Source organism: Streptomyces sp. NPDC001068 (genome assembly GCF_042897315.1).
Classification (GTDB): domain Bacteria; phylum Actinomycetota; class Actinomycetes; order Streptomycetales; family Streptomycetaceae; genus Streptomyces.
Genome location: NZ_JBIAYD010000014.1, coordinates 171,212 through 192,546 on the forward strand (window position 1 = coordinate 171,212; position 21,335 = coordinate 192,546).

General features: G+C 72.0%; 16 protein-coding genes. 9 read left to right on the top strand and 7 right to left on the bottom strand.

Translation table 11 applies throughout. The annotated features are described in order from the left end of the window. The first annotated feature begins 48 nt into the window (after positions 1 to 48). The 3 genes from ACFY3I_RS35145 to ACFY3I_RS35155 all read left to right on the top strand — a co-directional run bounded on the left by ACFY3I_RS35145 (position 49) and on the right by ACFY3I_RS35155 (position 2,301). Positions 49 to 1,098, top strand: a complete 1,050-nt coding sequence (locus tag ACFY3I_RS35145; RefSeq protein ID WP_390865044.1) for an Lrp/AsnC family transcriptional regulator — start codon at positions 49 to 51, stop codon at positions 1,096 to 1,098. A 98-nt stretch (positions 1,099 to 1,196) separates the two neighbouring features. Continuing rightward, positions 1,197 to 1,916 (top strand): rhomboid family intramembrane serine protease, encoded by a 720-nt coding sequence (locus tag ACFY3I_RS35150; RefSeq protein ID WP_390865045.1) that lies wholly within the window; start codon positions 1,197 to 1,199, stop codon positions 1,914 to 1,916. A gap of 70 nt (positions 1,917 to 1,986) precedes the next feature. After that, entirely contained in the window at positions 1,987 to 2,301 is a 315-nt protein-coding gene (locus tag ACFY3I_RS35155) for a hypothetical protein (protein WP_390865046.1), read from the top strand. A 146-nt stretch (positions 2,302 to 2,447) separates the two neighbouring features. On the opposite strand, the gene ACFY3I_RS35160 is transcribed toward ACFY3I_RS35155, so the two are convergent. Continuing rightward, complete coding sequence (locus tag ACFY3I_RS35160; protein ID WP_365289949.1) at positions 2,448 to 2,786, bottom strand: hypothetical protein; 339 nt, start codon at positions 2,784 to 2,786, stop codon at positions 2,448 to 2,450. A 316-nt stretch (positions 2,787 to 3,102) separates the two neighbouring features. Between ACFY3I_RS35160 and ACFY3I_RS35165 the strand changes: the two genes are divergently transcribed. Beyond that, positions 3,103 to 3,336, top strand: coding sequence for a hypothetical protein (locus ACFY3I_RS35165; protein ID WP_390865047.1), 234 nt, complete (start codon positions 3,103 to 3,105; stop codon positions 3,334 to 3,336). 200 nt (positions 3,337 to 3,536) lie between these two features. Here ACFY3I_RS35165 and ACFY3I_RS35170 read toward each other — a convergent pair whose 3' ends face one another. The 3 genes from ACFY3I_RS35170 to ACFY3I_RS35180 all read right to left on the bottom strand — a co-directional run bounded on the left by ACFY3I_RS35170 (position 3,537) and on the right by ACFY3I_RS35180 (position 9,161). Beyond that, positions 3,537 to 3,977: a hypothetical protein gene (locus ACFY3I_RS35170; RefSeq protein ID WP_390865048.1), complete on the bottom strand. Its 441-nt coding sequence runs from the start codon at positions 3,975 to 3,977 to the stop codon at positions 3,537 to 3,539. Positions 3,978 to 4,654: 677 nt separating this feature from the next. Beyond that, on the bottom strand, positions 4,655 to 7,375 hold the full coding sequence (ppdK, locus tag ACFY3I_RS35175) for a pyruvate, phosphate dikinase (protein ID WP_390865049.1): 2,721 nt from the start codon (positions 7,373 to 7,375) through the stop codon (positions 4,655 to 4,657). 460 nt (positions 7,376 to 7,835) lie between these two features. Continuing rightward, complete coding sequence (locus ACFY3I_RS35180) at positions 7,836 to 9,161, bottom strand: ROK family protein (RefSeq protein ID WP_390865050.1); 1,326 nt, start codon at positions 9,159 to 9,161, stop codon at positions 7,836 to 7,838. 120 nt (positions 9,162 to 9,281) lie between these two features. Between ACFY3I_RS35180 and ACFY3I_RS35185 the strand changes: the two genes are divergently transcribed. The 3 genes from ACFY3I_RS35185 (at position 9,282) to ACFY3I_RS35195 (ending at position 15,400) form a co-directional block, all read left to right on the top strand. After that, positions 9,282 to 10,715: an amylo-alpha-1,6-glucosidase gene (locus tag ACFY3I_RS35185; RefSeq protein WP_390865051.1), complete on the top strand. Its 1,434-nt coding sequence runs from the start codon at positions 9,282 to 9,284 to the stop codon at positions 10,713 to 10,715. A gap of 91 nt (positions 10,716 to 10,806) precedes the next feature. After that, the gene (locus ACFY3I_RS35190) at positions 10,807 to 12,744 is read left to right on the top strand and encodes a glycogen debranching N-terminal domain-containing protein (protein WP_390865052.1); all 1,938 of its coding nucleotides are present in this window, start codon (positions 10,807 to 10,809) and stop codon (positions 12,742 to 12,744) included. Between the two features lie 976 nt (positions 12,745 to 13,720). Further along, complete coding sequence (locus tag ACFY3I_RS35195) at positions 13,721 to 15,400, top strand: sulfatase-like hydrolase/transferase (RefSeq protein WP_390865159.1); 1,680 nt, start codon at positions 13,721 to 13,723, stop codon at positions 15,398 to 15,400. Between the two features lie 4 nt (positions 15,401 to 15,404). Here the strand turns inward: ACFY3I_RS35195 and dusB are convergent, their stop codons facing one another. Continuing rightward, entirely contained in the window at positions 15,405 to 16,547 is a 1,143-nt protein-coding gene (gene dusB, locus ACFY3I_RS35200) for a tRNA dihydrouridine synthase DusB (protein ID WP_365295732.1), read from the bottom strand. A 131-nt stretch (positions 16,548 to 16,678) separates the two neighbouring features. Between dusB and ACFY3I_RS35205 the strand changes: the two genes are divergently transcribed. Beyond that, entirely contained in the window at positions 16,679 to 18,133 is a 1,455-nt protein-coding gene (locus ACFY3I_RS35205; RefSeq protein ID WP_390865053.1) for an MFS transporter, read from the top strand. 12 nt (positions 18,134 to 18,145) lie between these two features. Here ACFY3I_RS35205 and ACFY3I_RS35210 read toward each other — a convergent pair whose 3' ends face one another. Both ACFY3I_RS35210 and ACFY3I_RS35215 read right to left on the bottom strand, forming a co-directional pair. Beyond that, positions 18,146 to 18,493, bottom strand: a complete 348-nt coding sequence (locus ACFY3I_RS35210) for an SCO4225 family membrane protein (RefSeq protein WP_390865054.1) — start codon at positions 18,491 to 18,493, stop codon at positions 18,146 to 18,148. Between the two features lie 87 nt (positions 18,494 to 18,580). Then, positions 18,581 to 19,567 carry a helix-turn-helix transcriptional regulator gene (locus tag ACFY3I_RS35215; RefSeq protein WP_390865055.1) on the bottom strand — a complete coding sequence of 329 codons (987 nt, stop codon included), beginning with the start codon at positions 19,565 to 19,567 and terminating at the stop codon, positions 18,581 to 18,583. 101 nt (positions 19,568 to 19,668) lie between these two features. On the opposite strand from ACFY3I_RS35215, the gene ACFY3I_RS35220 reads away from it, so the two are divergent. Continuing rightward, on the top strand, positions 19,669 to 21,096 hold the full coding sequence (locus ACFY3I_RS35220) for an MFS transporter (RefSeq protein ID WP_390865056.1): 1,428 nt from the start codon (positions 19,669 to 19,671) through the stop codon (positions 21,094 to 21,096). The last annotated feature ends 239 nt before the right edge of the window (positions 21,097 to 21,335 follow it).

The window sequence follows — 21,335 nt, forward strand, 5'->3', positions numbered from 1 at the left end:
AATGGGAGAGTGACGCGGGAAAGCGCTGAAACGCAGGATTCTGGCCCGGTGGGCGCCCGAACGCAGGATGCTGCCCCGGCGCTGCTGAGCGAGGACGAACTGGCGCTGATCAACGCCCTGCAGCTGAGCCCGCGCGCGTCCTGGACCGAACTCGGGCGTGCGCTGGACGCCGACCCGGTGACCGTGGCCCGCCGCTACCGGCGCCTGTCCGCGCAGGGCGCCGCCTGGGTGGGGTTCTCCCCCGGTCCACGCCTGCTGGAGCAGATCTGCGTGGCGTACGTCGTGATCGACTGCGCCCCGGGAACGACGGCCGAGGTCGCCCGGACCCTCGGCGCCCACCCCCACATGGTCACCATCGAACGCACGGCCACCGGCCACGACCTGCTGGCCACGGTCGCCACCCGGGACCTGGCGGCCCTGTCCCGCTACGCCCTGGACCGGCTCCCGCACCTGCCGGGCATCACAGCCGTACGGTCCCGGGTCGTCACCCACATGTTCACCGAGGGCGGCCACTGGAGGATCGCCGCCCTCGCGCCCGCCCAGCGCGCCCGGCTGGCCGCGCCGCCGGCGCCGCCGGACACCGCGGCCCGCACGGCCGGGGCCACTCCGGTCGACCGCGCCCTGGTCACCCACCTCGCCCACGACGGCCGCATCCCGTACCAGACCCTGGCCCGGCAGCTGGGCGTGAGCCTGTCCACCGCCAAACGGCGCATCGAACACCTCACCCGGGGCGGTCTCCTCCGCTTCCGCTGCGACTTCGCACGCCCGCTGGGCGGCTGGCCGGTCGCCGTGACCTTCTGGGCCAAGGTCCCGCCCGCCGACCTCCCGCACGTCGGGCAGTCCCTCATCCGGCTCCCCGAGACCCGCAACTGCGCGGCGGTCAGCGGCCCGGAGAACCTCGTCCTCCAGGCCACGCTCCACTCACCGGCCGACATCATCCGCCTGGAGAGCCAACTGGTCACGGCCCACCCGGCGTTGGACATCGCCGACCGGGTCGTCACCCTCCGCCAGGACAAACTCCTCGGCCGCCTCCTGGACCCCTACGGCCGCTCCACCGGCGTCGTCCCGGCGGACCTGTGGGCGGAACCGGCGCTGTGACGCCGGGGAGGCCCGCCACCGGCCGCGCGGAGGGCGCCGGGTGAGATGCTGGTGGCAGGCGGCGCCGGGAGGCGGGGCCGCCGGAGGGGGAGCCGGCCATGGGTGTGCCGAGGAAGAAGCGGGGAGACACGGGCGGCGGGGTGCCCGTCGGTCCAGAGGAAATGATCGCGGAGGCGCGCAAGGCGTTCTTCGTGATGTTCGCGCTGCTCGCCGTCGTCTGGCTGGTCCAACTCGCCAACTTCGCCGACCACTACGCCCTGTCCCGGGACCACGCCGTGGTCTCCGGCGACCTCGGCACGCTGCCCGACATCCTGGTCGCGCCGCTGCTGCACTGGAGTTGGGCGCACATCGAGAGCAACTCCGGCCCGCTGTTCGTCTTCGGGTTCCTCGCCGCCTACCGGGGAGTGCTGCGGTTCCTCGCGCTGACCCTGCTGATCGCGGTGAGCAGTGGTGCCGTGGTCTGGTTCTTCGAGAAGGGCGACGTGGCGACCGTCGGCGCCAGCGGTCTGATCTTCGGCTACTTCGGTTACGTCGTCGTACGCGGCCTCTTCGACCGGCACCTGATCGACACGCTGATCGGGATCGTCATGGGCGCCTCCTTCGCCTACCTCCTCACCGTGGCCGTGCCGGGCACGCCCGGGGTCAGCTGGCTCGGCCACCTCGGCGGCCTGCTCGGGGGCCTGGTCGGCGCCTGGCTCTTCCGCGACCGACGCCCACGGACCGGCGCCGGCGGGGAAACCCCCCGGGCGGTGACCGGCGAGGCCCCACAGCCACGCTCCGACCTGTACAAGGAACTCGACGACCTCGGCCTGCTCTGACGGCCACCGGCGCGGGACCGGCCCGCGACAGTCGGAAGGAGTCCGCTCCCACCTGGGATAACGTGCCGGTATGCCGACGAAGCACGTCTGTCCGCGCTGTGGGCAGGACTGGGTGCACCCGTACCGTTTCCTGGCCGACGGGGCGGCTTTCCTGCTGTGCACCGAGTGCGACTCGTTGTGGTGGCCGGGCGAGGTGGTCGAGACGGCGCGCGCGAAGTTCCTCGACGACGTCGTCGCGGAACGCCGCGGCGTGCAGGGAAACCCGTGGGGCGATCTGGTGTGGGCCGACGTCATCGAGCCGGCCCCGGTCGAGGGCGCCGCGCCGGGCCGGTCCCCCGGACCAGCCGACCCGGCACCCGGCTTCGGCACGGGGCAGCGCCCCTGAGCGCCGGGCCACGGCGCGCCCCGCGAGAGCGCGGGCCGGTTCGAGGAGACCCTGGTGACTGCCCGGCCGGTTCGAGGAGACCCTGGTGACTACTCGGCCGGTTCGAGCAGACCCTGCTGACTGCCGGGCCGCTGCCGGAAGGGCCGTCAGTCTTCCCCGGTTCCCGCCGGGATCAGATGCGGGGCACGGGCTCCGAGGATGCCGAGCACCTCGTCCAGGGCCGTCCTGCGGAGTTCGGGGAAGAAGTCCCGGTCGATCCTGCCCTCACGGGCCCAGATGCCGGCGAGCGACGCAGCGCAGACCTGGGCCAGGACGCTGGCGAACTGCTCCCGCCGGAGGATCTCGAAGATCTCCTGCTCGAACCAGGCTCCCGAGTGGTCCTCCAGGTCCATGGCGGCGTCGAGCCGGTCCCCCTCGGGCGCGTCGGCGTCATTGAGGACGGCGAGCAACTGGACCGCGACGACATCGTCGGCCTGTGACCTCATCGACCCGGCTCTCCCTCTCGAACTGGCTTCTGCCTCCACGGCGATTCTCGCACCGAAGCGGCCCCCTCCGACGCGTCGCCGCCGACGCACTCCGCCCGCTCTCACGGCACTGGAGGTCGGGGCAGGGCCGCGCGCAGGAGCGAGCCGTACCGTCACGGCCCTGGTGAACTTCACGTCCAGCCCGCACGGGACGTCCGCGTCGTCCGTCGCACACAGCGCCTTACCGCCGTCCACCACCGCCGGGCGACCGAGTGGTTTCGCCGGGTCGCCGGCCGTGCGGTTGAATTCGGCGACATTCCTGTCGGAAGGAGAGGCCATGCCACCCCCGTCGGAGCCGGTCGAGAAGCCCGACTACCTGACCACGGAACAGTGGAACAGCCTGGCCCTCGCCATCCTCCACGGCGTCGCCACGGGCACCGAAAGGGCCGGCATGCCATGGGCGTCGGACGAGGGCGTCCCCTGGGCGTCGGATCTGGGAGTGACCGCGCTGAGCGCGGTCCGGACCCGGCTGGACGAACTGTGGGCGCGGAGGGAAGCGTCGGACGGATGAGCCGACGTGCCGGATACCGGCAGCGCGCCCCGTTCCGCCGGGACGGTCGCCGTACCGCGGCCGACCGTCCCGGCGAACGTTCGTGGTCGGATCACCAGGCACCCCGCACAGGGTGAACGGCTGGCCTCCTGAGCCGGGGAATCAGCCCCTCCGCCGCACCCGGGGGCACTCACAGGGCACTCAAGGGGTGCACCGCACCGCTACGACTCCTTGGTGAACTTCACGTCCAGCCCGCACGGCTCATCCCGGTCGTCCGTCGCGCACAACGCCTTGCCGCCGTCCACCACCGCCAGGTCGATATGGCAGTCCTCCGCCGCGCCGTGGAACGAAAGACCGATCCAGGAACCGGACTTGGCGGTCTTCTCCGAGATTTCGGTGTTCTTGCCCTCTGCGACATAGAAGGCCCAGCCGCCTTCGGAGGGCTTTCCGGTGCACATTGCCTCGGTGAGGTTCTTCGAGTCGAGACGGCTGGCTGCAAAGGTCCGGTCAGGGGCAAAGCTGAACTTCTCGCCGTGCGGTCCCACCCAGTCCCCGGCGATGCGGCCGGCCGCGACCTCGGTCGTCGGCTGACTGCCTGCACACGCGCTGAGCAGCAGAAACGGTGCCAGAGCGGCGCAGATTTTGAGGGTGGTTCGATGCACGCGGACACCATAACAACGGGGCGGTACGGAGCTGGCTCAGCCCCGAAGCGCCGGGTTCTCCGACCGGTCTCACTCCACTGGGCAAACCAGCAGGCGGCACTGACAACGACGCGGTACCAGGAGGACCGACCACCGAGGCCCCCCGCGCGGTCCCACTCCTTCCCGGTAGCGAGTTCGTATGCCCGATCCGGCACACACAGCAGCCACTCCCCGTCCCACTCGGTAGCGGTGTACGGGGCGAACTTGTCGACATCGAAGAAGACGCCTTCACACGGCTCGTCCCGCGGCGACTGCAGCGCAACGGGCCTGCAGGAACCCGTCGCCAGCCTGCGGGAAGGGCCTGCCGCCGAGGCCCGTGCCGCCGGCCACGAAACCTGGGGGGCGTGTCGTTGAGCCTCGTCTGTGTATCGCTCACGACGGTCTCCTTACCGCTCCTCCCCGACCATCGTCGAGTGGCTCACTCCACTGCGGCACGCCAGCGAGCAACAGCGGCAACAAATCGGCGTCTTGCTCAAGAACCGACTCCAGGGTCATACGTATCCGGCGGCAGATGGGCCACGTTTGACGCACCAAGGGGCGGCACCCCCGCACAGGATGCCGCCCCTCTCTTGCGTGCCGGGGCCGTCGTCCATCGGTCTTGAGGGTCGGGGACGGACGACGGACCCGGGGTCCTGAGGTCAGCGGTGGTCGCTGCCTGTCGACTGGGTCGCCGCCCGGCCTGCCTCCAGGCGGGCCACCGGGATGCGGAACGGGGAGCAGGAGACGTAGTCCAGGCCCACCTCGTGGAAGAAGTGGACGGACTCCGGGTCACCGCCGTGCTCGCCGCAGACGCCGAGTTTGAGGTCGGGGCGGGTGGCGCGGCCCGCCTTGGCCGCCGCCGCCACCAGGGAGCCCACGCCGTCGCGGTCGATCGTCTCGAAGGGGGAGACGCCGAAGATGCCCTTCTCCAGGTAGGCCGTGAAGAACGAGGCCTCGACGTCGTCGCGGCTGAAGCCCCACACGGTCTGGGTGAGGTCGTTGGTGCCGAAGGAGAAGAACTCGGCCGCCTCCGCGATCTGGCCGGCCGTCAGGGCGGCCCGCGGGAGTTCGATCATCGTGCCGATGGAGAGCTTGAGGCTGGTGCCGGTGGCCGCCTCCACCTCCGCGATCACCTGGTCGGCCTCCTCGCGGACGATCTCCAGCTCCTGGACCGTGCCCACCAGCGGGATCATGATCTCGGCGCGCGGGTCGCCCTTGGCGTTCTTGCGGGCGGCCGCGGCCTCGGCGATGGCGCGGACCTGCATCGTGAACAGGCCGGGGATGACCAGGCCGAGGCGCACGCCGCGCAGGCCCAGCATCGGGTTCTGCTCGTGCAGGCGGTGGACCGCCTGGAGGAGGCGCAGTTCGTTCTCGTGGGGTTCCTGGCGGGACTCCGCGAGGGCGACGCGGACCGACAGCTCCGTGATGTCCGGGAGGAACTCGTGGAGCGGCGGGTCCAGGAGGCGGACCGTGACGGGGAGGCCGTCCATCGCCGAGAAGAGCTCGACGAAGTCCTTCTTCTGGAGGGGGAGAAGGGCCTGCAGGGCCTCCTCGCGGTCCTCCTGGGTGTCCGCCAGGATCAGGCGTTCCACCAGTTCACGGCGGTCGCCGAGGAACATGTGCTCGGTGCGGCACAGGCCGATGCCCTGGGCGCCGAAGCGGCGAGCGCGCAGCGCGTCCTCGGCGTTGTCGGCGTTGGCCCGGACACGCAGGCGGCGCTTGCGGTCGGCGAAGGCCATGATGCGGTGCACGGCCTCGACGAGTTCACCGGCGTCCTGGGCTCCCGCGTGCATCCGGCCCTCGAAGTACTCGACGACCGGGGACGGCACGACCGGGACCTCGCCCAGGTAGACCTTGCCCGAGGAGCCGTCGATGGAGATGACGTCGCCCTCCTCGACCACGTGGCCGCCGGGGACCGTCATCCGGCGGCGCTTGGTGTCGACCTCCAGCTCCTCCGCGCCGCACACGCAGGTCTTGCCCATGCCGCGGGCGACCACGGCCGCGTGGGAGGTCTTGCCGCCGCGGGAGGTCAGGATGCCCTCAGCCGCGATCATGCCGTCGAGGTCGTCGGGGTTGGTCTCGCGGCGGACCAGGATGACCTTCTCGCCGGAGCGGGACCACTTGACCGCGGTGTACGAGTCGAAGACCGCCTTGCCGACCGCCGCGCCCGGCGACGCCGCGATGCCCCGGCCGGCCTGCTGGGCCTTCGCCTGCTCGTCGAAGCGCGGGAACATCAGCTGCGCGAGCTGGGCGCCGGTGACGCGCTGCAGCGCCTCCGTCTCGTCGATCAGGCCCTGGTCGACCAGCTGGGTCGCGATGCGGAAGGCGGCACCCGCGGTGCGCTTGCCGACGCGCGTCTGGAGCATCCACAACTGACCGCGCTCGATGGTGAACTCGATGTCGCAGAGGTCCTTGTAGTGGTTCTCCAGCGTCTCCATGATCTGCATCAGCTGGTCGTACGACTTCTTGTCGATGGTCTCCAGCTCGGCCAGGGCGACCGTGTTCCGGATGCCCGCGACCACGTCCTCGCCCTGGGCGTTCTGGAGGTAGTCGCCGTAGACGCCCTGGTGGCCGGAGGCGGGGTCCCTGGTGAAGGCGACGCCGGTGCCGGAGTCCGGGCCGAGGTTGCCGAAGACCATCGAGCAGACGTTGACCGCGGTGCCGAGGTCGCCGGGGATGCGCTCCTGGCGGCGGTAGAGCTTGGCGCGGTCGGTGTTCCAGGAGTCGAAGACCGCGCGGATGGCGAGGTCCATCTGCTCGCGCGGGTCCTGCGGGAAGTCCCGGCCGGCCTCCGCCTTGACGATCTTCTTGAACCTGGTGACCAGCTTCTTGAGGTCGGCGGCCTCCAGCTCCGTGTCGACGGTGACCTTCTTGGCGTCCTTGGCCGCGTCGAGGGCCTCCTCGAAGAGTTCGCCGTCGACGCCGAGGACGGTCTTGCCGAACATCTGGATGAGGCGGCGGTAGGAGTCCCACGCGAAGCGGTCGTCGCCGGCCTGCTTGGCCAGGCCCTGCACGGACTTGTCGGAGAGGCCGATGTTCAGGACGGTGTCCATCATGCCGGGCATGGAGAACTTGGCGCCGGAGCGGACCGAGACCAGGAGCGGGTCGTCGGCCTGGCCGAGCTTCTTGCCCATCCGCTGCTCCAGCGCGTCGAGGTGCGCACTCACCTCGTCACGCAGTGCCGCCGGTGCCTCGCCGCTGTCGAGGTAGACCTTGCAGGCTTCCGTCGTGATCGTGAAGCCGGGGGGAACGGGGAGCCCGAGGTTGGTCATCTCGGCGAGGTTCGCGCCCTTGCCACCCAGGAGGTCCTTGAGGTCCTTGTTTCCCTCGGTGAAGTCGTAAACGAACTTCGCTACGTGGGGTTCTTTGTTTTCCGACACGGGTCTCGACTCCCTGAAGGACGCGGTGGCTGCCCTGACGGCGAGGAACATACCCAGATCGAAGGCGTCTGGGTACGTCTACTCGCGTGTCATGCGCCCGTAACCGATGGTCCGCCACCGGATCGAAAGTCAAAGCTTGGCAAGCGGAGACGGGAACATGTTTTCACTTCTTGAACGCAAGATCGCTCAAGGCGGCACTATTTCGCTCAGATGAGCGGGCACACTGCACGTCTGATTTCGATCGATGAACGATCAAGGGGTGGCACTCGGTGCCACCCCTTGGAGAAGTGCACTCGCTCATGATCCGCTCATCTGAGCGCAACCCTTATCAAGGGTGGCGAGAATCACGCTGCCACAGACGCCCGGATTTCACCATGCGGACATGGAACGGACGCGGAAAACGGACGGAAACCCGGCCGTCATCGCACCGGGCCCACCGGGCCAACCGCGCCCGGCCGCCTCACATCCCCAGCGCCAGCAGCCGCTCCTCCACCCGCTCCGGCGCGTACAGGTGCTCCACGACCAGCGCACCGGCGCCGATCACGCCCGCCCGGTCCCCCAGCCGCGAGGTCACGACGTCCAGGTGGGCGGTGGAGCGGGGCAGGGCCCGCTGGTACAGCAGCTCACGGACACCGGTGAGGAACGACGTGCCCGCCAGATCTCCCGCGATCATCAGCACGCCCGGGTTCAACAGGGTCACGACCGTCGCCAGCACGTCCCCGACCCGGCGGCCGGCCTCCCTGGCCAGCGCCGCCGCCTCCGGATGGCCCGAGGCGAGCAGATCGCGCACATCTGAGCCGGAGGCCGCCGGAACCCCGGCCTCGGCCAGCCGCCGGGCCACCGCGCCACCGCTCGCGACGGCCGCGAGGCAGCCGTACGAACCGCACCGGCACTGCGCCTCGGCACCCACCCGGATGTGGCCGATGTCGCCGGCGCCGCCGTCGACACCCCGGTAGATCGACCCGTCGACCACCACCCCGGCGCCGATCCCGGTCGAGACCTTCACCAGCACGAACGCCGAGCAGTCCGGGTGGCCGGTGCGCTGTTCGCCGTAGGCCATCAGGTTGGCGTCGTTGTCCACCAGGACCGGGATCCCCGGCGGCGCCCCGGTGTGCTCGGTGAAGGCCCTGGACATGCGGCCGCGTATGTCGTAGCCGTCCCAGCCCGGCATCATCGGCGGCTGTACGACCCGTCCCGTCCCGGTGTCCACCGGGCCCGGTACCGCGAGGCCGATGCCGTCCACCTCCGCCGCCGGCCGGCCGGCGTCCTTCAGCAACTCGGCGAACCAGCGGGCGAGACCGGTGAGCACCGCGTCCGGGCCGTCCTGGACGACCAGTGTGCCCGCGCGTTCGGCCAGGATCTCGCCGGTCAGGGAGAGGACGGCGGCCCGGGCGTGCCGGGTCCCCAGGTCGGCGGCGAGGACGACGGCGTGCGCGTCGTCGAACTCCAGGGTGATGGAGGGCCGGCCGCCGAGCGGGGAGTCGACCGGGCCGCCGGCGCCCTCGCGCAGCCAGCCCGCGCGGAACAGCCGGTCCAGGCGCTGGCCGACGGTCGCGCGGGAGAGTCCGGTGGCCTGCTGGAGGGCGCCCCGGGTCACGGCGCGTCCGCTGCGCACCAGTTCCAGCAGTTCGCCCGAGCTCGCCTGTCCGCCGCCCCTGCCGGTGCGGCCGGTCCGGCCGGATCCACCGGCTCCGTCGGATCCCCCGGACCTGTCGCGGCTTCTGTCGGCTCCGCCGGTCCTGTCGGCTCCGCCGGTCCTGCCGGTCACCTCGGGACGTCCGGTCATGCGCACCCCCTTGTGTTTCTCAAGCTTGCATTACATATTGAGTTTTGCGTGTTAAATAGACGTAACCCTACGGTAGCCACTGCCGAACCCGGCGGGCCGGACGTCTTCGGGGAGCCCCGAGTGGATCGCACTGCCCAGCTCACAGGCCATACGCCCGGTTCCGGGATCGCATACGATCCGCCGCCCACGCACGCCGCCGGCTCCACCGGCCCGGCGTCCCCGCACGGGTCCCCACAGACGTCCGCGCCCGGATCCCTGCACGTCAGGGCGGCCCGGGTGCTCGCCGACAACTGGACCGGCGCCTCGACCGTGCCGTCCCGGAGCCTGTACCCGCACCAGTGGTCGTGGGACTCGGCGTTCATCGCGATCGGCCTGCGGCACCTGTCGCCGCTGCGCGCGCAGACCGAGCTGGAGACGCTGCTGGCCGCCCAGTGGGCCGACGGGCGGATCCCGCACATCGTGTTCAACCCCTCCGTCCCGCTCGACGCGTACTTCCCGAGTCCCGACTTCTGGCGTTCCACGACCGCGGGCCGCGCCGCGGGCGCCCCGCGCACCGTACAGACCTCCGGAATCGTGCAGCCACCGGTGCACGCGCTGGCCGTCTGGCTGGTGCACCTCGCCGATCCGGGGCTGTCGCGGGCGCGCGGCTTCCTGGCGACCGCCTACCCCCGGCTCGCCGCCTGGCACCGCTACCTGCTGCACCGGCGGGACCTCGGCGGCGGTGGTCTCGCGTCCGTCGTGCACCCCTGGGAACAGGGTATGGACAACAGCCCCTGCTGGGACGCCCCGCTGGCCCGTGTCGCACCCGCCTCGGCACGCTCCTTCCGCCGCGCCGACCTGGACCACGGCGCCGCCGAGGACCGGCCGACGGATCTGGACTACGGACGGTACGTACGGCTGGCCGCCGACTACCGGGACGCCGGATACGCCGACCGGCAGCGGGAGTTCGCCGTCGAGGACCCGTCGTTCAACGCGCTGCTCATCGCCTCCGAGCACGCCCTCGCCCGTATCGCACGGGAGTTGGGGGCCACCGGGACCGCGCGGCACGCCCGCGCGGAGCGGCTGACGGCGGCGCTGGTGGACCGGCTGTGGGATCCGGAGCGGGAGATCTTCCTCTGCCGTGACCTGCGAGGCGGGCAGATCCCCGAGCGCGCGGTCTCGGGCCTGGTCCCGCTGATCCTGCCGGAACTGCCGCGCGAGATCGTCGCCGCGCTCGTCCGGACGCTGAGCGGCCCGCACTTCGGCACCGGCACGCACCTGGTCCCCAGCTACGACCTGCTCGGCGAGGCCTTCGACCCGCACCGCTACTGGCGCGGGCCGGCCTGGGCCAACACCGGCTGGCTGCTGGAGCGGGGACTGCGGCAGCACGGCGAGCGGGAGCGGGCGGACGCGCTCGGCGAGGCGGTGCTGCGGGCGGCCGACGCCACCGGGTTCGCCGAGTACGTCGACCCGTACACGGGCGGGGCGTGCGGCGCGACCGGGTTCAGCTGGACGGCGGCGCTCGCGATCGACCTGCACCACGGACGGCACGCACCGCGCCACGAGCACCGGTGACAGCTTCAAAAGATGGACAAGAGGCGACAGAACGGGGTGTCCTCCTTGGACACCGCACGTTCGCCCTGTGGGACGAAGGAGGGGACCGGGGATGAGGGACCGGCATCATCTGCTCGTGCACGGCGCGACGTTCGCCGCCGTGGACGACCGCGGAGACATCAGCGGCGTCCGGGGCGGCGGCTCCCCCGACGGGTTGTTCGTACGGGACGCCCGGCATCTCAGCCGCTGGCAGCTGACGGTCGACGGGGCGCTGCCCGAAGTGCTCACCCCGGTCTCCGACGGGGACGGGACCCGGTGCGTCCTGGTCCCGCGCGGCGGCCGCCAGGAACCGCCCGCGCACACCCTCTTCCGCGAACAGGCCGTCGGCGACGGATCGTTCGCCGAGTCCCTGCGGGTCACCAGCAACCGGCCGGTACCGACCACCGTCCGGCTGGCGATCACCGCCGACGCCGACTTCACCGACCAGTTCGAACTCCGCGCCGACCACCGCACCTACACCAAGTCGGGTGCCGTCCGCTCCCGCCACGTCCTCGACGACGGGCTCGAGTTCGGCTACCGGCGGGGCGAATGGCGGTCCGTCACGACGATCACCGCCGAACCGGCGCCGGACGGCGTCGAGGAGACCGGGACCGGCGCCCGGCGCATGGTGTGGACGCTGGAACTCCCCCCGCACGGCACCGCCGAACTGCTCGTACGGGTCATCGGGCGCCCGCACGGCGACCGGCGGGCCCTGCGCGTCCCCCGCGACCCCGCCGCACTCAATGAGCATCTCCTGGCACTGGAAGGCGAGTTCGTCGAAGGCGTGGCCTTCCCGACCGGCTGGCCCGAGCTGGCGGCGGCCTGCGCCCGCGGTCTCTCCGACCTCGCCGCGCTCCAGGTGCCTGCCACCGGCCCGGACGGCGAGGAACTCAAGGTCCCCGCCGCGGGCGCCCCCTGGTTCCTGACCCTGCTCGGCCGCGACGCCCTCATCACCTCCCTGTTCGCCCTGCCCTACCGTCCCCGGCTGGCCGCCGCCACCCTCCCGGCCCTCGCCGCCACCCAGGCCACCGTGGCCGGCACGCACTCCGTGGCCCAGCCCGGGAAGATCGTCCACGAGGTGCGGCACGGGGAGCTGGCGCACTTCGGGCAGGTGCCGTACGGCCGTTACTACGGCTCCGTCGACGCCACCCCGCTCTTCCTGGTCCTGCTCGGCGCGTACGTGGAGCAGACCGGGGACACCGGCATGGCCCGGCGCCTGGAACGCAACGCCCGCGCGGCCGTCGGCTGGATGCTCGACCACGGCGGGCTGACCTCACGTGGCTATCTCGTCTACCGCGCGGACAAGGGCGGGCTCGCCAACCAGAACTGGAAGGACTCCCCCGGCGCGATCTGCTCCGCCGACGGCAGCCGGCCGGTGGGGACCGTGACGGCGGCGGGCGCGCAGGGATACGCGTACGACGCGCTGCGCCGCACCGCCTGGGTCGCGCGGACGGTGTGGGCCGACGAGACCTACGCGGCGCTGCTCGAACAGGCCGCCGCCGATCTGCGGGACCGGTTCCAGCGCGACTTCTGGATGCACGGGTCCGGCTTCCCCGCCCTGGCGCTGGACGGCGAGGGCCGGCAGGTCGACGCGCTCGCCTCGGACGCCGGGCACCTGCTGTGGTCGGGGCTGCTCGACAAGGAGTACGGGGAGAAGGTCGGGCGGCGCCTGCTGGAGCCGGACTTCTTCTCGGGGTGGGGGGTGCGGACGCTGGCCGCGGGGCAGGCCGCGTACCACCCGCTGTCGTACCACCGGGGCTCGGTGTGGCCGCACGACAACGCGCTGATCGCGTTGGGGCTCGCGCGGTACGGGCTGCACGACGAGGCCAGGGCGGTGGCGCACGGGCTGGTCGACGCGGCCACGGCCGGCGGGCACCGGCTGCCGGAGGTGCTGGCCGGGTACGGGCGGGACACGCATCCGGAGCCGGTGCCGTATCCGCACGCCTGCGTGCGGGAGTCCCGGTCGGCGGCGGCGCCGCTGGCGCTGCTCACCGCCGTGGGCGGGGCGTAGGGCGGGGTGCCGGCGGCGCGGCTTGGGACGCTGATCGGTGTGCGTTTGCCCGGTGTTTGCCGTCGGCCCTGAACAGGGGGCTCGTGTGAGCCGTACGGGAGGATGGCGGGCCTGGGCCTTCGCGGTGTCGGCCCGCCGATCGCGTTCACGGGTCTCGCACGGAAGGACCTCCGGGTTGCCTCAGCACACGAGCATTCGCCAGTCATCGGACACGCCCTCGGGGCCGTCCGAACGCGAGGTCGCACCGGAGGCGTCCGAGACCCCGGCGTCCGCGGACACGGCCGCGGCTGCCGAAGCCGGGGCGATCGTGCCGGAGCCGGCTCCCGGGTCCGGACCGGCGTCGGCCACGGACACCGCACCGGCAACGGCCGACCGGTCGACGCCGGTCGCGAAGACCCCCGGCACGGAACCGGACCCGACCACCGCCGCCCCGATGGCCACAGACGCCGAACCCGATCCCACCACGTCCAAGGCCGGATCAGCCGAATCCGAGGCCCAACCCACCACGTCCGAGGCCGGACCGGCCGAACCCGAGGCCCAACCCACCACGCCCAAGGCCGGACCGGCCGAACCCGAGGCCCAACCCACCACGTCCAAGGCCGGATCAGCCGAACCCGAGGCCCAACCCACCACGTCCAAGGCCGGACCGGCCGAACCCGAGGCCCAACCCACCACGCCCGAGGCCGGATCAACCGACCCCGAGACCGAAACCGCCACGTCCGAGGCCGGATCAGCCGTGTCCGGTGCCGAGGCCGGAACCGGCGGGTCCGGCGGCATCGGCGACGGGGCGGCCTCAGCGTCCTCGGACGAGACCCGTACCTCGGCCGAGGCAGAGGCCGACATCGAGGCCGACATCGAAGCCGGCACCGAGGACGGAGCCGACGCCGGGGCCGAGCCCCGCACCGGGGCCGGGGCGGATGCCGGTGGTCCGGTCGCCGGGGGCCGGCGTCGTGGCTGGGCCTCCTGGAGCGGGCGGGTGCGGGACCGGCGGGCCGCCTGGCGGGACGGTCATCCCCGGGCCGCCGCCGGACTGTCCGTCGCGGTCACCGTGGTCTGCGCCGCGCTGGTGATCGCCGCGCTGGTGATGCCGAACACCGTCGTCGACATCGGGCCGGCCAAGTTCCTGCGGATCCCGTCCGAGGGGATCATCGCCGCCGCCGTCGCGCTGGCACTGCCCCGGCGGCCCCGGATCGTGCTGTCCGCGGTGTTCGGTGCCGTCCTCGGCGCGCTGACCCTCGTCAACTTCCTGGACATGGGGTTCAACGAGTACCTCGGCAGGAGCTTCAACGCCATCCTGGACTGGAGCCTGCTCGGCGACGCCGAGTCGTACCTGGAGGACACCCTCGGCAGGACGGCCACCATGGCCGTCAGCGTCGGCGCCGTCGTCCTCGTGCTGCTGCTCTTCGTGCTGCTCGCCCTGGCGACCGTACGGCTGAGCAACCTGCTGGCCCGGCATCCGCGGCGGGCCACCCGGGGCACGCTGATGGCCGGCGTCGTCTGGATCACCTGCTCCTCCTTCGGCCTGCAGATCGCCGGCGGGGTGCCGCTCGCCTCCGACCGCACCGCGACCGCGCTGGAGGTCAAGGCCCGTCAGGTGCGGGACACCCTGCACGACGAGGCGGAGTTCCGGAAGGTCGCCAAGGTGGACGCCTTCGGGAACACCCCGGCCGACCAGCTGGTGCCGGCCCTGCGCGGCAAGGACATGGTCTTCACGTTCATCGAGAGCTACGGCCGCAGCGCCATCGAGGACCCGATCGAGGCGCCCGGTGTCGACCGGACGCTCGACGCGCAGACCGAGATGCTCACGAAGGCCGGCTTCGCCGCGAAGAGCGGGTGGCTGACGTCGGCGACCTACGGCGGCAGCAGCTGGCTCGGGCACTCCACGACCATGTCGGGGCTGTGGGTGAGCAACCAGCAGCGCTACCGGACCGTCATGGCCAGCGACCACCTCAGCATCACCAAGGCCTTCCAGAAGACCGGTGACTTCGACACGGTCGGCGTGATGCCGGGCATCCAGAAGGGCTGGCCGGAGCAGAGCTACTACGGCCTCGACAAGGTCTACAACGCCTTCCAGCTCGGCTACAAGGGACCCAAGTTCAGCTGGTCGACCATGCCCGACCAGTACGCCCTCCAGCAGTTCCAGGAGCGGGTGCACAGCAGGAAGCCAGCCGACGGCAAGTCGCGGATGTCGTTCCTGATCCTGACCTCCAGCCACCAGCCGTGGGCGCCGATCCCGAAGATGGTGCCGTGGGACCGGCTGGGCGACGGTTCGGTCTTCGACGCCATCCAGAAGGCGGGCAACAAGGCGTCGGACGTCATCGCCGACACCACCAGGTCGCGCCAGGAGTACGGCAAGTCGGTCCAGTACTCGGTGACCGCGCTCACCCAGTGGCTGCAGCGCTACGGCACCGACGACACGGTGCTCGTCTTCCTCGGCGACCACCAGCCGATCGCCCGGGTCAGCGGCAACCACGCCAGCCGTGACGTGCCGATCTCGATCGTCGCCAAGGACCCGAAGGTGCTGGACGCGATCGACTCCTGGAACTGGACGGACGGTCTGCGTCCCGCGCACGACGCCCCGGTGTGGAAGATGAGCGCCTTCCGCGACAAGTTCCTCACCGCCTACGGCTCCACGCCGCACCCGAGGAAGAACTGACGCGTCAGCCGCCGGAGGTGTCCAGCTCCGCGTCGGCGTCGATGCCGGAGCAGTCGTAGGGGTCCTTCAGCCAGCCGTCCGGCAGAACCACCCGGTTGTTGCCGGACGTGCGGCCGCGGGGCCCGTCGGCGCCGGCGGGCCAGGGCTGGTCGAGGTCCAGTTCGTCCAGGCCGGCCCGCAGGTCCGCGAGGGAGGACGTGACCGCGAGGCGCTTGCGCATCTCGGAGCCGACCGCGAACCCCTTGAGGTACCAGGCGACGTGCTTGCGGAAGTCGACGACGCCCTTGGACTCCTCCCCGCTCCACTCGCCGAGCAGGGTGGCGTGCCGGACCATGATGTCGGCGACCTCCTTGAGCGCCGGCCGCGCGATGTCCTCGGTCCGGCCCTCGAAGGCGGCCACCAGGTCCCCGAACAGCCAGGGCCGGCCCAGGCAGCCGCGGCCCACGACGACGCCGTCGCAGCCGGTCTCACGGACCATCCGCAGCGCGTCCTCGGCCGACCAGATGTCACCGTTGCCGAGCACCGGGATCTCCGGCACGTGCTCCTTCAGACGGGCGATGGAGTCCCAGTCGGCGGTGCCGCCGTAGTGCTGGGCGGCCGTGCGGCCGTGCAGGGCGATCGCGCTGACGCCCTCCTCGACGGCGATCCGGCCCGCTTCCAGGTAGGTCATGTGGTCGTCGTCGATGCCCTTGCGCATCTTCATCGTGACCGGCAGGTCGCCGGCGCCGGCGACCGCCTCGCGCAGGATCGCGCGCATCAGGTTGCGCTTGTAGGGCATGGCCGCGCCGCCGCCCTTGCGGGTCACCTTGGGGACCGGGCAGCCGAAGTTCAGGTCGACGTGGTCGGCCAGGCCCTCCTCCGCGATCATGCGGACGGCCTTGCCGACGGTGGCCGGGTCGACGCCGTACAGCTGGATCGAGCGCGGTGTCTCGGTCGCGTCGAAGCGGATCAGCTGCATGGTCTTCTCGTTGCGCTCGACGAGCGCCCGAGTCGTGATCATCTCGCTGACGAACAGCCCTTTGCCGCCGCTGAACTCCCTGCACAGGGTGCGGAAGGGGGCGTTGGTGATCCCGGCCATGGGGGCCAGGACGACCGGCGGCCGGACGGTGTGCGGGCCGATCTGGAGCGGAGTCGTGGGCTCGGGCATTCCCCCATTGTGGCGCACCGCGGGAGATGCTCGGCCGGCCTGTGGACAACCGCCACTCCCGCACTCTCCGTCATGATCATGTAACACTCATTAGTTAGAAACACTATCGAAATGGGCGTACGATGGGACGCATGCCCGAGCTGAGCCCCCGCCGCCGCATGCTCGTGCTCGCGATCTGCTGCATGAGCCTGCTGATCGTGAGTCTCGACACCACCGCCCTCAATGTCGGCCTGCCGTCCATGCAGCGCGAGCTGCACGCCTCGACGGCCGGTCTGCAGTGGACCATCGACGCCTACACGCTGGTCCTGGCCTCGCTGCTGATGCTCGCCGGGTCCACGGGCGACCGGGTCGGCCGCAAGAAGGTCTTCATGACGGGCCTGGTCGTCTTCACCCTGGGCTCCCTGCTCTGCTCGCTGGCGCCGAACCTCGAATCGCTGATCGCGTTCCGCATGATCCAGGCGGTGGGCGGCTCGATGCTCAACCCGGTGGCCATGTCGATCATCACCAACACCTTCACAGACCCGCGCGAGCGGGCCCGGGCGATCGGCGTGTGGGGCGCGGTGGTCGGCATATCCATGGCCGCCGGCCCCCTGGTCGGCGGCCTGCTGGTGGAGTCGGTCGGCTGGCGCGCGATCTTCTGGGTCAACCTTCCGGTGGGGCTCGCCGCGCTGCTGCTGACGCTGCGGTTCGTTCCGGAGTCCCGGGCGCCGAAGGCCCGCCGGCCCGACCCGGTCGGCCAGGTGCTGGTCATCGCCCTGTTCGGCGCGCTGACGTACTCGATCATCCAGGCGCCGACGGCGAGCGCCGCCGAGGTGGTGCCCTTCGCCGTCGTGGCCCTGGCCGCCCTGGCCGGCCTGCTCTGGTTCGAACCGAGGCGCACCGAGCCCCTGATCGACCTGCGGTTCTTCCGCTCGGCACCGTTCAGCGGGGCCACCCTGATCGCGATCAGCGCGTTCGCCTCGCTCGGCGGCTTCCTGTTCCTGTCCACGCTCTACCTGCAGAACGTGCGCGGTCTCAACGCCCTGCACGCCGGCCTGTGGATGCTGCCGATGGCCGTCCCGATGTTCCTGTGCGCCCCGTTCGCCGGCCGCCTCGTCGGCAGCCGGGGTCCCCGGCTGCCGCTGGTGATCGCCGGGGTCTCGATGACCGCGAGCGCGGTGCTGTTCGCCGCCTTCGAGGCGGAGACCTCGAACACCACCCTCTTCATCGGCTACGTCCTGTTCGGCATCGGCTTCGGCTTCGTGAACGCGCCGATCACCAACACCGCGGTGTCCGGCATGCCGAGGTCCCAGGCGGGGGTGGCCGCCGCGGTCGCCTCCACCAGCAGGCAGCTGGGCCAGACCCTGGGCGTGGCGGTGATCGGCGCGGTCCTCGCGTCGGGGATCACCTCGTCGTCGTACCGCCAGACCTTCGTGACCGCCGCGCGGCCCGGCTGGTGGATCCTCGCCGCCTGCGGCCTCGCGGTCCTCGTCGTCGGCGCCCTGACGAACGGCCGCTGGGCACGCACGACGGCCGAGCGCGCCGCACAGCGCCTGGAGTCGGCGGAGATCCGGCAGGTCGTGGGGGCGGCGGGCGAGCGGGTGTGACCCGCGGCCGGGTCAGCAGGAGCGGAGCATGCGCTGATGGCGGGTGCGCACCGCCTGGCCGACCGCGCCCAGGGCCAGGGACTGCAGTAACGCCGATATGACGAGCACGGCGGCGAAGGACCAGGCGGGAAGGTCCGCCGTGCCCGATGCCGTCCGGCCCAGCGCCGCGACGATCGGGAACGCGGGGAAGGTGACAAGGGGCGGCCAGAGCCAGGCGAAGTCCTGGTCAGGGCCGTCGGCCGCGGCGACGGAGTCGGCCGCCGCCTTGGCGACGACGACCGCCACCACGACGAGATAGGCCACCGAGACACGGTTGGCGAGCGTCAGTCGGACAAGGGTGCGCGCAGGGCCGGTCGTCATCGGTCGTTCCCCCCGGGGCCGGTCGTCGGTTCGGCTTCCTCACCGCATCGTCCGCCGACGGCGGCCCGCTGTCCTGAGTACCCGTACTCAGTCCCGCTCGGCGGCGACGGCCAGTGCATGGAGCCGCTCCAGCCGCCGCCGGGACTCGTCGTCCGTCGGGGTGTAGGTGACCAGGCGCGCGCCGGTCTCGCGGGTCAGCCACAGGTCCGTGTGGTCCAGGGAGAGGAACCCGACGTACGGGTTGAGGAACTCCTTGGTCCGGGTGCGCGGTTCCACCACCTCGTAGCGCTCCCAGTTCTCACGGAACTCCGCGGACTCCGCCGTCAGCCGCTTGACCAGCATCTTCCAGGCGGGCTCGCCGAGATGACCGGCCATCGAGGCACGGAGTTTCGCCGCCATCAGACGACGGGTCTCCGTCAGGTTCACGATCGAGCGGCACCAGCCGGGGTCGGTGTGGACGAGGATCATGCAGTTGCGGTCCTCGGGCGGGACCGATTCGAGGTCGCCCATCAGCCGGGCGTAGGTGCGGTTGTGGGCGAGGATGTCGTAGCGGCTGTTCTGGATGCTGGCCGGCAGGGGCTCAAGCGCCCGCAGCATCTGCTGGAGTGCCGGGGTGACGCCGGTGCAGTGCGCGGCCGGGGTCGGGTCGGCGGCGCCGGCGAGCTGGAAGAGGTGGGCGCGCTCACCGGCGTCGAGCAGGAGGGCGCGCGCGAGGGCGTCCAGGACCTGCACGGAGACCTGGATGTCCCGGGCCTGTTCGAGCCAGGTGTACCAGGTGACGCCGACCGCGGAGAGCTGGGCGACCTCCTCGCGGCGCAGGCCGGGAGTGCGGCGGCGGGTGCCGTGCGGCAGGCCCACCTGTTCCGGGGTGATCCGCTCCCGGCGGCTGCGCAGGAACACGGCCAGTTCGCTGCGCCGGATGCCGACGGCGCTGCGGGCGGCCGGAGCCGCGGTCGCGGTCGCCGCCCTCGCGGTCGCCGCCGTCGCGGCAGCCGTCGCCGTGGTCGCCGCCGCCGTGGTCGCCGGCGTGGTCGCCGGCGTGGTACGAACCTTCTCGTGGGCCGAGGTCGTCATGACTCCAGACTGCCCCTCCGCGGATCCTGTTGCCAGGTACTTCTTCTACCAGGACAAGAAGACTCTGGTACCCGTCTGAGCGCCGCAGCAGGCTCAGGGGCATGACCGAAACCGTCACCACTCCGGCCGTACGGTCCCCGTCCGCGCCACCCGCGCTCCGCGGACCCGGACTGTTCACCGTCCTGCTGGCCGCCGCCCTGCCGCTCGTCGACTTCTTCATCGTCAACGTCGCCCTGCCCACCATCGGAACCGACCTGCACGCGAGCGAGGCGCTCCTCGAACTCGTCGTCGCCGGGTACGGAGTCGCCTACGCCGTGCTGCTGGTGCTCGGCGGGCGCCTCGGCGACCTGTTCGGCCGCCGCCGGCTCTTCCTGGCCGGCATGGCCGCCTTCGGGCTGACCTCGCTGGCCTGCGGGCTCGCACCCGGCGCCTGGTCGCTGGTGGCCGCCCGGGTCGCCCAGGGCGCCGCCGCGGCCGCGATGCTCCCGCAGGTCCTCGCCACCATCCAGGCCACCACGCGCGGCGGCCGGCGAGCCCGCGCCATGAGCCTGTACGGCGCCACCGCCGGCCTGTCGATGGTCGCCGGGCAGATACTCGGCGGCGTACTGGTCGCCGCGGACATCGCCGGCACCGGCTGGCGCTCCGTGTTCCTCGTCAACGTGCCGGTCGTGATCGTCGGACTGGTGCTCGGGGCCCGGTTCGTGCCGGAGACGCGGTCGCAGCGGCCCGAGCCCGTCGACGGGCCCGGCACCGTGCTGCTCGCCCTGTCCCTGCTCACCCTGCTCGCGCCGCTCACCGAGGGCCGGGCGGCGGGCTGGCCGCTGTGGACCTGGCTGTCGCTGGCCGCGTTCCCCGGGGTGGCCGCCGCCTTCTACGCGGTGGAGCGCCGCGCCGACCGGGCCGGCCGTACGCCGCTGGTCCCGCCGAGCCTGTTCGCGCTCGCCTCGCTGCGCCGGGGGCTGGTGCTGATGGTGCCGTTCTCCATCGGCTTCAGCGGGTTCATGTTCGTGATCGCCGTGGCCCTGCAGAGCGGGGAGCGGATGGGCCCGGTCCCGGCGGGGCTGGCGCTCGCGCCGATGGCCGTCGTCTTCCTGTTCGTGTCGCTGGCCGGGCCGCGGCTGATCGCGCGGTACGGCAGCCGGGTGGTGTCGGCGGGGTCGGTGATCCAGGGGATCGGCATCGTCCTGATCGTGCTGGCCGCCCGGCGGGACTGGCCGCACCTGGACTTCACCGCGCTGCTTCCGGGGGTCGCGGTCGCCGGGGCCGGGCAGGCGCTCCAACTCCCCAACGTGCTGCGGCTGGTGATGTCGGAGGTGCCGGCGGAGCGGGCCGGCGTCGGCAGCGGGGTGATGGTCACCACCCAGCAGTCCGCGCTGGCGCTGGGGGTGGCGACCCTGGGCACCCTGTTCCTCACGCTGGTCCCGCACGAGGGCACGCGGGACGCCCTGGTCGTCACGCTGCTGGTGCAGCTGGGGCTGGTGGTGCTCACCGGGCTGCTGAGCCTGCGGCTGCCGCGTACGGTGCGGTGACCCTCGCGGGGCGCTTGGCGGTCGTTGCCGCGGGTGCCTGTCGTCCGGGTGCGGCGCTGTCGGGGTCTTTCGCGCAGTTCCCCGCGCCCCTGCAAGATGCGGCCCATGCCCGTCGTCCGGGTGCGGCCACGTCGGGGGCGATCGCGCAGTTCCCCGCGCCCCTGCAAGATGCGGCCCATGCCCGTCGTCCGGGTGCAGCCACGTCGTGGCCGGTCGCGCAGTTCCCCGCGCCCCTGCAC